This is a genomic window from Bradyrhizobium lablabi (assembly GCF_900141755.1).
GTDB lineage: Bacteria > Pseudomonadota > Alphaproteobacteria > Rhizobiales > Xanthobacteraceae > Bradyrhizobium > Bradyrhizobium lablabi_A.
On record NZ_LT670844.1, the window covers coordinates 4,531,198 to 4,543,533 of the forward strand.

Consider the following 12,336-nt stretch of genomic DNA (forward strand, 5'->3'; position numbering starts at 1 on the left):
TGAAAGGGTGGCGAGGAACCATATTGATGAATAACCGTTAATTGACGGAGTTAAAGATCAGGAAGGGACGCCTGTGAACCTCGTCGTCGTTTCAAATCGCGTGGCGCGCGGCGCGGCCAATGAGCCCATGACGGGCGGACTGGCGGCCGCGTTATTGCCGGTGGTGGAAAAATCCGGCGCGATCTGGGTAGGTTCCTCCGGCCGTGTCCGCGACGGCGCGCAGAAGGAACCGTTCGCCGAAATCGAGGCGCTCGGCGCCGGCGCGCTCGCCATGCTGGATCTGCCGGCCGCGCATTATGGCGGCTATTACGAAGGCTTTGCGAATTCCGCATTGTGGCCGGCGCTGCATTCGCGGACCGACCTGATCCGCGCCTCGCAGGAAGATTATCTGTCTTATCGCGAAGTCAACGCCTTCATGGCGCGCGCGCTGTTGCGGTTTCAGAAGCCGGACACCGCGTTCTGGATTCAGGATTACCATTTTCTCGCGCTGGGTTCGGAATTGCGCGATCGCGGCGTGACGCAGCCGATCGGATTTTTCCTGCATACGCCCTGGCCGGCGCACTCCACCATCGAAGGCGTTCCGCATCATCGCGAACTGGTCGAGGCGATGCTGGCCTACGATCTGATCGGATTCCAGACCCGGGACGATTGCGAGAATTTCCTGGACTATATCTCCTCCGATCTTGCGCTCGAGATCGACGACGGCGTCATCACCTCGCGTCACGGCACGACGCGGGCCGCGGTGTTTCCGATCGGCATCGATGCCGAAAAATTCGCGCTGCAAGCCGCCAAGGCGATGTCGCATCCCGACGTGTCGCGGCTGCGGCGAAGCCTGAACGGCGAAAAACTCGCGATCGGTGTCGATCGGCTGGATTATTCCAAGGGGCTGGTCAACCGCATCAAGGCATTCGATCAGATGTGGAGCCTGCATCCGGCGCTGGCGCGCACGGTGTCGCTGCTGCAGATAGCAACGCCATCGCGCGGCGCGATCGAGGCCTATGGCAATCTGCAGAGCGAGCTGGCAAAACTCGTCAGCGACGTCAACGGCCGCCATGGCGAAGTCGATTGGACGCCGATCCGCTATCTCAACAAGGGTTTTAGCCAGACCGTGCTGTCGGGGCTTTATCGCACCGCGCAGGTCGGCGTCGTCACCCCGCTGCATGACGGCATGAACCTGGTCGCCAAGGAATATGTCGCGGCCCAGAACCCCGCCGATCCCGGCGTGCTGGTGTTGTCGAAATTCGCAGGTGCTGCGAACGAACTCGACACCGCGCTGCTCGTAAACCCCCACGACATCGACGGCATGGCGCGGACCATTGCGACCGCGCTCTATATGCCGTTGACCGAGCGGCGCATGCGCTGGGAAGCGATGATGGCAAAGCTTTCCGCCGGCTCGATCCAGCGCTGGTTTGCCGATTTCGTCGACGCCCTTCAGGAGACCCACGCCGACAAGACGGCGACCGAGATGCCCGAGCGGCCGACCTTGTGGCCGCTTCGCTCGGCCAACAGGGGTGGCGCGCGCTATCACTAGCGCCGCGATTATGCTCATTCTGCTGCGGTAATGAGCATGCCCTGATTATTCGCTCAGCGATGGAGGCGCCCGATCCCGGAATGGTGAAGTCGAGAGTCGCCGGACAGACTTTCTTTTGCGATTACGGTCGGTAAGATTTCGAATGTGGTGTAGGACTGGCTGCACCCTGATTCGAAGAAGAGCGGTTAGTCAGTGTTGAATAAAGTTGCGAAGAAGCTCGCGATCACCTGTTGTGTCGGAGCGCTGGTCACCGTGTTGGTTGTTTCGCGGGCCTTCGCTGAGCCGCCTGATCTGAGCGGCGTTTGGATTCCCGACATCAAGGACCAGAAGCGCCAGGAAACGGCGAATATGCCGCCCTGGAAGGCGGAAATCCTGCCGCAGGTCCAGCACATGATCGCTGAGGAAAAGGCCGGCCGGCCGTTCCTGGTGCTCAGCCATTGCCTGCCGCATGGCATGCCGAGCTGGATGCTGATCACCCATAACGCGTTTGAACTTTTGATGACACCCGGCCGCATCACCATGCTGGGCGAAGTCGACGGCAACCGGATGCGACGGATTTATATGGACGGCCGTCCGCATCCCGAAGACCCCGATCTCAGCCTGCACGGCCACTCGATCGGGCACTGGGAAGGCGATACGCTGGTCGTCGACACCACCGCCATCGTGCCGCAGGCCTATATCGCGATCAGCGAGGCCGCCGGCATCCCGAACAACGGCGACATGCACATCGTCGAACGGCTGCATCTGCCGCAGCCGAACGTGCTTTATGACGATCTTGAAATAACGGCGCCGAAGGTTTTCGGGACCACCTGGAAAACCACGCGAATCTTCCGCCGCTATCCCGAGCGTCATTATGAGGTCACCGAGGGGGAGTGCGAACAGGAAGATCTGACGCCGGGCAAGGATCAGTTCGGTAACGACATCTTCGTCTCAACCCCGCAAGGCCAGTTCGGCTCAGTCCACACCGTGAAATAGGGATAATCAGGAATGTCGCCGAAAGTCTTTGTTCTGGCCGCAAGCGTTTTGAGCCTGGTGTTGGGTTTTGGCGATATCGCAGCGGCGCACCATTCCAATGCCGCCTACGATAGCGATCATCCCCAAACCATGGAAGGCACGGTCAAGGCCGTCAACTGGACCAACCCGCACATTACCTTCGTGATCGAAAAGGACGCGAAGAGTGGCGAGGCCGCGGCGACCTGGGTATTCGAAGTCTCGAGTCCGGGGGTTTTGACGCGCTCGGGCTGGACCAAGCGCTCGCTGCAGCCCGGCGATCACGCGGTGTTTCGCTATGCGCCGCTGCGCGACGGCAGTCCCGGCGGTTTCCTGCAGAAAGTCACGCTGCCGAGCGGTCAGGAATTGACCTATACCCTGATGCCCGCCGAACAATGATGCGATGATTGATTTAGGCTTAGCCGGGTTTTCCAAGTGGCTGGCGGCGACGGAGGTCAGCCACACCATCCAGACGACCACGTGGATCATACCGACCATTCAGACCATCCACATTCTTTGCGTCGCGGCGGTGTTTTCCTCCGCGATCCTGGTCGATCTTAGGATCTGGCGGCTGCTCGAACGCGACGTGCCGCTGCCTGAAATGGCGCGGCGCTTCCTGCCGACGATCTGGCCGGTCCTGATCGCCCTCCTGCTCACCGGAAGCCTCTTGATCATCGGCGAGCCCAGGCGTTCGCTGCTCAATTCCACCTTCTATCTCAAGATGGCGCTGCTCGTGCTCGCGATCGTGCTGACGGTCGCCCTGCAACGCGCGATCACATCCTCACCGGATTCCTGGGACAAGGATCTGACGCGGCGGGTGATAGCGCGGCTCGCCGCCACCCTCTCGATCCTGGTCTGGTGCGGCATCCTGTTCGCCGGACGCTGGATCGCTTACACCCAGGCCGGATGATGCATCTGCTTCAGGCTCTCATTGCCTATTTCGAGGACAGCGCGCTCGCGGACAATATTCGCGAGAACGATTTGCTGTTTCCCTTGATCGAATCGGTGCACGTGCTTGCGATTTGCCTGGTGGTCGGCTCCATCCTGATGGTCGATCTGCGACTGCTTGGGCTTGCCTCGACCAACCGCCCCGTGAGCCGTGTCACCAGCGGAATTTTGCCGCTGACCTGGAGCGCGTTTGCCATTGCGGTCGCCTCGGGCGGATTACTGTTCATCTCCAACGCCACCAAATATCTGGCGAACGGCTATTTCGTCGCCAAGATTTTCCTGATTCTGGCCGCCGGCCTGAACATGGCGATTTTTCACGCCATCAGCGCCAGGGATCAGCCGAAATGGGAGAACGAGAAGAATTTGCCGCTTCGGGCCCGGCTTGCCGGGGGATTGTCCATCCTGCTGTGGATTTCGGTGGTGACATGCGGGCGCTGGATCGGATTTACCATGCAGGTCCGTTGAGATGATCCGTCGTTTCCCCCGCGCCATGATCGCGCTCGTGTTTGCTTGCGTGGCCGCATCGCCCTCGATCTCCGACGACGCGGTCCCGATGCCGCCCTTTCAAACTCATGTCGACATGAAAACCTTCATGGAGCATGTCCTTACTCCGGCCGCTTCGGTCATCTGGCGGGTCAACGGGGTCGTTATCGACGCAAAAGGCGAGCACGATCTGTCGCCCAAATCCGATGACGACTGGGAGCAGGTCGTGAGCGGCGCGGCGACCTTGGCGGAGGCCACCAACGCCCTGATGATCCCGCAGCGCGCGCGTGATCCGGAATGGAATTTCTATGTCAAGAAGCTGGCCGACGCGGCGGACAGGGCTTACCACGCCGCCGAGGCGCATGACTTGAAATCGATCTCGGAGGTCAGCGACCGGCTCGACGGAATTTGCGCGGCCTGCCACCGTCATTACGGACTTGAATGAATTGCTGGCGCCTCGCGCGGGCGGTTTTCACCCCACGCCCTAGTAGCAATACGACACGCCATCGAGAATGGGACAGCGCGCCCGTTCCGGCGCGCTCGGATTTTCCAGCGGCACCACCCCCTTGCCATGGCCGACAAACACGCCCTGTCCGACGATGACGGATGATTTGTTGCCGATGACGACGCTCGGATGCGGCGAAGCCAGGCTCGAACGGGTGCCGTCGGCCCAGACGATGGCGTCTCCTGTGAAGATGCCGCGCCGGCCGTCATCGCAACTGACGTCGGTGCCCTGACGCGTACAGGCCTGCGCCAGCGCGCCTCCGCTGCCCGCGGCCGATATCGCGGACATCACAATCGCAACCGCCAGCGCCCGATCGATGGTCATGCCGCCCTCCGCGCCCCTTGAATCGTTTAGCGATGTTTACGCCGTCGGCTTGTACCGGTTTTCGGCTCACGGCACCATTGGGCGAGAACCGGTCGCCGGCCACGACGCGAAATTATCAAGTCTATTCAATTGGTTGCGGAATTCCCCGGGGCCCTTCCCGCAGTCCCTTGCAAAAGTCGCCGCGCCCCGTCAAGAGAGGGCATCCGGAGAGATGGCCGAGTGGCTTAAGGCGCACGCTTGGAAAGCGTGTGTGCGGGAAACTGTACCGTGGGTTCGAATCCCACTCTCTCCGCCACCCGCCCGAGCGTTCAGGCTTCTGCGTCAACGAATAGGCCGAAAATCCCTGAGCAAAAGTGGGGTTTTCGAGGATCACGGCTGTACCGGAGATTGCCGATTTTTGGCACAATTGGTCTGGAGACGGCATTTTTCTCCAAAGCTTCGTACTTCGTCGGTTTAGTACGGTTTAGAAAAGTGAAGCGCCAGAGGCACAACTCGAAATCAAAATCGGCCTCGGTTCGAGTCTCTGTTGGATGAGCGAGAGTAACTGAGTCTCCAGGAGCTCTCAGCATCACCGTCTAGGGATGCCGCTTCATATTGAGATCTTCTCAGTTTGACCCAAGGCAGACATGGTGCTGTTTTGATCTTTGTCCGCCAGCGGGTAGAATTTTAAGCTATTTATTGGGATAAGTGTTGAGCTGCATAGCCTATGTTGTCTCAAGGTTGAGCCATCCTGTGGCCAATGGCTACGGCACGGTCTGGGTTGATCGCGTAACCAACTGACACATTCGTGTGTGGTTTCGGAGGGGGGATGCTCAAGGCGCAAGGACGCAAGCAGTTCATCGACGTGTGCCGCGGCAATCAAGTCGTCACGTCGTTCGATTTTGTGAGACGGTCACCATTTTCCCTCGACGGGCAAGAATACATGGCTAAGGCGACGAGCGTACTTGGCGTGTCATTTTCACTGTATCGAGGCGATGAGGTTATCGTCGTCCAGAAGACAACGTCGCTTCTGGCTAACGCTCAGCAAATCGAGCACGACGGCGTAACGTGGTTGATGAAACCGGCGCGCTATTTCGGAAAAACGTTCAATGTTCTGTCCGATGGCGGCACGAATCTCGGTGCCATCGTGCCTGCCAGATATTTCTTCCCGCTGTCCGACATCACGATCGATCTGCCGGACAATGTGCCAGCTCTGGTACAGGTGTTCATGCTATGGCTTGCCGTGAAATCGTGGACGACCGACACGGGGGGCGGCACATGACCGCTCGATTAGCCACATATCTCCCGCCATCCGGTTAGGAAGTTAGTTTTTATGGCCGTGTCCGAAAGTGGCCCCCAAGCCGAAGAAGTTCGAAATCTCCCGCGCGTCCGCCATCGGGGGTAGACCGGACTTCTCTCGCGCGGGCCTCTACCGCCGCTTGTGACCCATCTCGGAGTGCGCCAGGAAGCTGGCAAAGAATAGGAGGTGAAAGTCCCCCATGGGGTAAGGTCTAGCCAACCGCCCCGACCCCGAGTGATGCACGAGGTTCTGCTCGCGAGGGCAGCCGTGAAGCGTTCACAGGGGAGACCACGGGCCAAGTATTGAGCTGCGAAACGGGTCTAATTCCGAGGTGCCGATCTCCTTCCGTTGAAGAGAAGGCAACATCGTCCCATGACGTACTGGCTTGCATGGGAAGAACCTCGCGCAGTCGGAGACCTTGTGCACGTGGAGAAGTTCTTTGCGCGGAACCTGGGAGGTCTCATCCATGCCCGGCCTCGTGTGCCGGGCCGGCTCGGGAAGGCGATAAGCCGCACGTCGAGCATGTACGTGGATGAGAAGTCGGATGAGGCCATAGTACTTGCGAAGCGACTGAACAAAGGGAGGCAACTCCCGGCGGAAGTTGTGGAGGGAAGGGCCTCACCCAAGGGGAACAGCCGTTAGGCGGCCGCGGTTCGGACACTGAGCCGAAATGCCGCGTCGATCCGAATAATGGCTGCGCGCCGGGCGACGAGCGTGATTAAATCGTTCATCGCACGACGTCTGACCCGAGGGAGGAGCCCGGTGCGTTAGCAGCGCACGCCGGGATCTGTGCGGGGGGCGAGGAGAAATCCTCGTCCCTACCGCGACCATGAGCCATCCAGGTGCCTCCACAAATCGATCAGTAGTGCTGACCAGTCGACGACGTCTGAGAAGCCGCGCGGCATGTTATGCTGGCGACATTTTGTCTCATTGGCATTCGAACCGTCTTCTCGAACTCATTTAAGGACCTCCAATCATCTACGATCTCCAGTCATCGGTAAGGGAGGTCAACCATGAAGATCGTTGTGATCGGCGGTACCGGCCTGATCGGCTCGAAGACGGTCGCCATTCTGCGCCAGGGTGGCCACGAGGTCCTCGCCGCCTCGCCCAACAGCGGCGTCAACACCATCACCGGCGAGGGGCTCAAAGAGGCCCTGGCCGGCGCGCAGGTCGTGATCGACCTCGCCAATTCGCCCTCATTTGAAGACAAGGCGGTGCTGGAATTCTTCGAGACCTCCGGCCGCAACCTGCTCGCGGCGGAGGCCGCAGCCGCTGTCCGACACCATGTCGCGCTCTCCATCGTCGCAATCGACCGGACAGACAATGGCTATTTCCGCGCCAAGGTCGCCCAGGAGAAACTGATCAAGACCTCCGGCATCCCATACACCATCGTCCGCTCGACCCAGTTCCTGGAATTCCTCGGCGGCATCGCCGATTCAAGTGCGGATGGAAACATAGTCAGGCTCCCGCCCGTCCTGTTCCAGCCCATCGCGGCGGACGACGTTGCTGCCAGCGTTGCCGATGTGGCGCTCGCGCCGCCGCACGATGGCATCGTTGAGATCGCCGGCCCGGAACGAGCGCCGTTCAACGAAATCGTCGCCCGCTATCTGAAGGCGGTCGGCGACCCGCGCGAGGTCGTGAGCGATCCCGAGGCCCGATACTGGGGCGGCCGGGTTGACGAGCACTCGCTCGTGCCGCTCGGCGAGGCGGGCCTCGGCCGCATCGGTCTGGACGAATGGCTCCGCCGCTCACAGGCAGCAGCCTGATCCCGCATCGGAGGTACGCACAGTCTGCCACGAGCGGGTCCCGGGCAACGAACGAAAGAGGCGACTATGACGATCAAACTCGTTGCGTTGGTTCTTCTGTGCCTCATGACCGGCACGGCGGTGGCTCAGGAGCCTAAGGTCACGTCACTCATGTCTAAGGATCTTCCGGAGAATCCCGGCAGGGAAGCTCTGATGATCACAGTCGAGCATGCGCCCGGCGGGTCGAGCGCTATCCACCGACACAATCCGTTTGCTGCCGCAAAACCCTGGGACGGCGAACCTGCGCCGGGCAAGCATTTGTTGATTTGGAGCGAACAAGGTCTTGGCGACTCGCTGCAATTCATACGCTACGCCGAATTGTGCAAAAAACTGTTCGCGAAAGTGTCGGTGCTTACCGAGAGTCCTCTGGTTCGGCTCTTTAGGGCGCTGCCTTTTGTTGATGACGCCTTCGATAGGACGCGCGGGGGAAACTTTCATGCCGACGAACATGTAGCGATGATGAGTCTGCCACATCGTTTCGACACGGTGTTGGAAACCGTCCCTGCCGCTGTTCCCTATTTGCGGGTCGATCCAGAAATTCAGGCGAAATGGACGGCCAAGTTTGCAGGCGTTGCTTTCGCCGAAGGTGGTGGAGAAGCTGGGGTATGTGATGGGGATCGTGCGGGAGCGAGCGTGACTCGCTCGCATCACGCTGTGAAGCATGAACGCTGCTAGCAGCCACTTCAATTCGTCGTGGTCTTGCCGCCGCGCATGGACACGAGCTTTTCCTCACGAAATCGGAGAATGAGCCATGCGGTCTCATCGAAACCGTCTGCGAGCTTTCCGTCGTGAGAATACACCATCTGAGCAGCTTCCGACTTCGACGGCGGTCCCAGCGCCGTGACTACCTCCAAACGCGACATACCTAAATGCAGCTTGCCGTCGAAGACGAGGGGCGCGAACTTTTCCGGGATGATGGCGCAATCGGTCGAGGTGTCGGTGTCTTTCTCGGTGAGCTCTTCAACGATCTCTGTGACGAGATGGTCCGGGCCGCCCATCTCTCCGCTGGACACGACCCATAATCGATGCTGCGCGCGCCTATAACACAGCCAATAGATGCTATCTCCAGCGTCGCCCTGGTGTTGGATGGTCCCTTCGCCCACGGCTTCGCGGACCGCGCCGAGCGGCGTCTCCTCGAAGCGGCCGGCGAATGCGCCTAGCGAAAAGCGGGTCGCCAATCTCTTCACGACCGTCGGCGGCACGCGCTCGAACGCATGTTCGTCGACTGGCGGCGGCGGTGTCTGCGCGGAGCAGTCGTCCGCGGGGATCGCGAAAAGGAGAAGCAGCAAGAAGAGCGTCTTTCGACCATCAACTCCGAATTGCCTTACATTGGAGATTGAGCGCTTCTGGAATAGCTCCTTTCCTTTGGCAAGGATGGCGTCAACATTGAGGTCTTTGACGCGGCCAGCCGCTCTGTCCGCCAGTCCTTTATATATTTCTCGCCTCAGCAGGTCGCGCCCAGGCGTCGAGAGTGCGGGCGTCAGTTTCTGGGTGTCGGACACGTCAGTCTATCTCCTGCGATGAAGAAAGGCACAACATATCATAGCTGACGTGTGGAGGAGCCTCCCTCACCCCACCGCCTTCAGTTGGCTTTGGCCGGCCCACTTGCTGCTCGAATGCTCTCGACGTCATCAAAAATGCTTGATTCATCACCCAGACTTGGCGGTGCCAAATCGGTGCCACGCGATTTTTGGATGCTGAGAAAAATGTGCAGCGGAAATTAAAAAAGCCGCTATACGGCAATTACTTACGAGTGGTGGGCGCACCAGGGCTCGAACCTGGGGACCCGCTGATTAAGAGGACAAAGAATCAGCGGGTCCTAAATTGGAAATGAACACGACTGAGATGTCATCATCGGACTAGCGAATCGGCCTTTGCGAACACCCCATAAGCGGCTTCAGAAGCCACCAGCCGCTTGTCTCGTCTACGCCCAAGAGCGGAAGCAGCGATGATGACGCACTGCATCAGCTAAGGGTCATTTTCGACGGATTCAGCGGGGTTGTCGGCAGGTTGATGTCCGCTTCTACCCCGTGAGCGCCGAACCGGGGCCGGGCCAGAAGCGTTGCGCTTGGACGGACCCCCGTGATTCAAACTCCCAAACTGGGGGTCGAATCATGCGCTACGAACTCGCCGACTATGAATGGGTTGCCATCAAGCCCATGCTGCCGAACAAGCCGCGTGGCGTTCCTCGGGTAAACGACCGGCGTGTCCTCAACGGCATCTTCTGGGTCCTGCGATCCGGGGCACCTTGGCGCGATTTGCCGGATCATTTTGGCCCTTACACGACCTGCTATAACCGTTTCATCCGCTGGCGGCGGGCTGGTGTCTGGGGCCGCATCATAGACGCACTTGCCGCTGCCCACGATGCCGCTGTCCAGATGATCGACACCTCCATTGTCCGTGTGCATCAGCATGGAGCCTGCATCACACGAAACCAGCGCCAATCGATGGGGAGGTCACGCGGCGGCTTCACACCCGCCGAGGTGTCGCAGCACGGGCATATGGCGCGATCACTGGCCGCCGTCGAAATACAATTGATGAGAGACAAGCCGAAAAAACCAAAAACGTAATTTCAGGAGGAATAATGCCGAAAAACAAGAAAGCGAAATGCCCGCCGAAACAGTCGCGCCAATTCTATGCGGCGCATCCCTGGGAATGCCGTCACCACGAAGCTCACTCCGACATTGCCGCCTACGTCGAAGCGAGCGGTGAATGGGAAATGATCCTCACCGTCCACCCAACGTCCGGCGCCAGCGCCGAGGTCGTGGCCGCATATATCGCCGCCATCATTAACGAACATCAGAGCAAGGCAGACCTGCTGCAGGAGGCAATGACGGCCCTGGAGCTGTGCCTCGAAGAAGACCGCCTGACTTTCACATCTGAACAGGCGGCAGATCGCGTCGTCATGCGCATCAAGGCGAGAGCTTCATGATGACTCCCGCCAAACGGATCATCAAGATGCCTACGAAGAAGCTTGCTCCGCGTGAAGCCGAGGTTTTGACGCTGCTGGCCTGCGGGAATAGTCGTGACGAAATCTCTCTCATCCTGTCTCTCCGCAATACAACTGTAAGAGAATGCACATGCGTTTGTTTACGTGCTGGAGGGCTCCGTCGTGATGCAGCTGAAGGGTGGACGACAGGTGACACTGACACCAGGACAGTCCTTCTATGAAGGCCCGATGTTCATGTCGTCGACCGGAACGCAAGCGGCACCCAGCCGGCGAAATTCCTGGTGCTCTTGATCAAGGACAAGGGCGCCCCGGCGCTCGTGCCCGCACAGTGACTGTTACGGCAACCCAAGTACACGAAAGGTAAGGCGGTCAGCAGGAGACAAACATGAGCTTGGACAACACCTCACAGCCCTCGGTCAAGTACTGCGCCGACAAGGTGAACTCGAAGTACATCCACGGTAGACCGGGGCCCGAGTTGGTTCCGTCGCGCTACGCGCTGAAGGTCGGCGAAATTGACGTAATGGTGGTCAGCGATGGGGTGCTATCGCTGCCAGGCGCGATGTTGGGCCACAACGTTGACCCGGCCGTCCGGGCGGCCTGGCTGGAGGACATGTTCCTGCCTAACGTATGCCCAAGCGCCGTGGCCAGTGGCAGGGCTACCTCTACAGATTGCCCCTGCAAACTTACGTCGCGCCGAAAACGCAGACCGCGGCTCGGTCCTCTGATCTGCGGTCTGGCCAAGCCGCAAAATCGGCACTCACCATGCCGCAAGGCTTGCGGCATAAACCTTCAATAGAACCTTCATATGAACCATCACGCACGAGCATCACGACCGATGCCGCAGAAAGACTGCAGGCTTTCCAAGGTAGGCAGGAAGGATCCGAGGTTGTTCAGAATCGCATAGCTCGACGTATTGGCGATGATGGGTGGCTTGTCTTGGGCGAGATGAGCGATGCACAGCGTGCACATCTTTCTACGCTGGAGCGGCAACACCGATTGGACGATGAGACATTGGGGAGCGCGGTCCTTGCGATCCGCCATAAGCGACCACCATGATGAGAGGAGCGACCGGACGGATTAGGGTGGGGGGTGGTTAAAACCCTAGCGCGATGGGGGCGTGGACCGGTGGTCCTCCTTCATGCGCAAAAAGTTGGAATTAAATACAAAAAGCCACCGTGCGGGGGCTACGGCAGAAATATCTGTCGCGGAACGTTGCGCTATAAAAGCAAGGCAGCCGGACGGTACGCAGTATCGCTTGCAGCTTGGGTGGTTCATCCACCCACAATGGGCTTCGACGATCCTGTTTATCCTAAGGCTGATCCAAACACAGAGGCACTCCAACAATGGGGTGCCTTTTTGCTATCGGATCTCGGGGATTTCCGGACCAAGCAACATGCTCCCGACTTTTCGATTTCCTCAACGTCTTTCAGCACACCCGCCACCGTACCATGTCGTCACCGGAAACACTGCGAGCTTCAGGTACACGATATCCCATGGTACTGATTGAGATGCGTGATTTCG

14 protein-coding genes, 1 tRNA gene and 2 pseudogenes are annotated in these 12,336 nt (G+C 59.4%); 14 read left to right on the top strand and 3 right to left on the bottom strand.

Features of this window, described 5'->3' with window-relative positions:
• Positions 1-73 precede the first annotated feature (73 nt).
• The 6 genes from B5526_RS21040 (at position 74) to B5526_RS21065 (ending at position 4,397) form a co-directional block, all read left to right on the top strand.
• A complete protein-coding gene (locus B5526_RS21040) occupies positions 74-1,531 on the top strand; it encodes a trehalose-6-phosphate synthase (RefSeq protein ID WP_079541214.1) in 1,458 nt (485 codons plus the stop codon).
• 192 nt (positions 1,532-1,723) lie between these two features.
• Positions 1,724-2,506 carry a hypothetical protein gene (locus B5526_RS21045; protein WP_154071374.1) on the top strand — a complete coding sequence of 261 codons (783 nt, stop codon included), beginning with the start codon at positions 1,724-1,726 and terminating at the stop codon, positions 2,504-2,506.
• A gap of 12 nt (positions 2,507-2,518) precedes the next feature.
• The gene (locus B5526_RS21050) at positions 2,519-2,920 is read left to right on the top strand and encodes a DUF6152 family protein (protein WP_079541218.1); all 402 of its coding nucleotides are present in this window, start codon (positions 2,519-2,521) and stop codon (positions 2,918-2,920) included.
• Between the two features lie 4 nt (positions 2,921-2,924).
• The gene (locus tag B5526_RS21055) at positions 2,925-3,431 is read left to right on the top strand and encodes a DUF6644 family protein (RefSeq protein WP_079541220.1); all 507 of its coding nucleotides are present in this window, start codon (positions 2,925-2,927) and stop codon (positions 3,429-3,431) included.
• Positions 3,428-3,934 (top strand): DUF6644 family protein, encoded by a 507-nt coding sequence (locus tag B5526_RS21060; protein WP_197688359.1) that lies wholly within the window; start codon positions 3,428-3,430, stop codon positions 3,932-3,934. The genes B5526_RS21055 and B5526_RS21060 overlap by 4 nt, the downstream gene beginning before the upstream one ends.
• A gap of 1 nt (position 3,935) precedes the next feature.
• The gene (locus tag B5526_RS21065) at positions 3,936-4,397 is read left to right on the top strand and encodes a hypothetical protein (protein ID WP_079541222.1); all 462 of its coding nucleotides are present in this window, start codon (positions 3,936-3,938) and stop codon (positions 4,395-4,397) included.
• Between the two features lie 39 nt (positions 4,398-4,436).
• Here the strand turns inward: B5526_RS21065 and B5526_RS21070 are convergent, their stop codons facing one another.
• Positions 4,437-4,745, bottom strand: coding sequence for a hypothetical protein (locus tag B5526_RS21070; RefSeq protein ID WP_433994655.1), 309 nt, complete (start codon positions 4,743-4,745; stop codon positions 4,437-4,439).
• A gap of 241 nt (positions 4,746-4,986) precedes the next feature.
• On the opposite strand from B5526_RS21070, the gene B5526_RS21075 reads away from it, so the two are divergent.
• The 4 genes from B5526_RS21075 (at position 4,987) to B5526_RS39055 (ending at position 8,540) form a co-directional block, all read left to right on the top strand.
• A tRNA-Ser gene (locus B5526_RS21075) sits at positions 4,987-5,076 on the top strand.
• A gap of 513 nt (positions 5,077-5,589) precedes the next feature.
• Positions 5,590-6,042 (top strand): hypothetical protein, encoded by a 453-nt coding sequence (locus tag B5526_RS21080; protein WP_079541226.1) that lies wholly within the window; start codon positions 5,590-5,592, stop codon positions 6,040-6,042.
• A 1,031-nt stretch (positions 6,043-7,073) separates the two neighbouring features.
• Positions 7,074-7,826, top strand: a complete 753-nt coding sequence (locus tag B5526_RS21090; protein WP_079541231.1) for an SDR family oxidoreductase — start codon at positions 7,074-7,076, stop codon at positions 7,824-7,826.
• A 66-nt stretch (positions 7,827-7,892) separates the two neighbouring features.
• Positions 7,893-8,540, top strand: a complete 648-nt coding sequence (locus B5526_RS39055) for a hypothetical protein (protein ID WP_244562015.1) — start codon at positions 7,893-7,895, stop codon at positions 8,538-8,540.
• Positions 8,541-8,548: 8 nt separating this feature from the next.
• On the opposite strand, the gene B5526_RS21100 is transcribed toward B5526_RS39055, so the two are convergent.
• Positions 8,549-9,367 carry a hypothetical protein gene (locus B5526_RS21100; RefSeq protein WP_079541233.1) on the bottom strand — a complete coding sequence of 273 codons (819 nt, stop codon included), beginning with the start codon at positions 9,365-9,367 and terminating at the stop codon, positions 8,549-8,551.
• Between the two features lie 612 nt (positions 9,368-9,979).
• Between B5526_RS21100 and B5526_RS21105 the strand changes: the two are divergent.
• From B5526_RS21105 to B5526_RS38460, 4 genes and pseudogenes are all read left to right on the top strand, one after another.
• Positions 9,980-10,339 (top strand): annotated as a pseudogene (locus tag B5526_RS21105) (IS5 family transposase); the annotation flags it as partial.
• Between the two features lie 110 nt (positions 10,340-10,449).
• Complete coding sequence (locus B5526_RS21110) at positions 10,450-10,797, top strand: hypothetical protein (protein ID WP_079541236.1); 348 nt, start codon at positions 10,450-10,452, stop codon at positions 10,795-10,797.
• Between the two features lie 26 nt (positions 10,798-10,823).
• Positions 10,824-11,036: a LuxR C-terminal-related transcriptional regulator gene (locus B5526_RS39775; protein ID WP_433994656.1), complete on the top strand. Its 213-nt coding sequence runs from the start codon at positions 10,824-10,826 to the stop codon at positions 11,034-11,036.
• 164 nt (positions 11,037-11,200) lie between these two features.
• Positions 11,201-11,437: pseudogene (locus B5526_RS38460) on the top strand (hypothetical protein); the annotation flags it as partial.
• 191 nt (positions 11,438-11,628) lie between these two features.
• Here the strand turns inward: B5526_RS38460 and B5526_RS21125 are convergent.
• Positions 11,629-11,856: a hypothetical protein gene (locus B5526_RS21125; RefSeq protein WP_079541238.1), complete on the bottom strand. Its 228-nt coding sequence runs from the start codon at positions 11,854-11,856 to the stop codon at positions 11,629-11,631.
• Between the last annotated feature and the right edge of the window lie 480 nt (positions 11,857-12,336).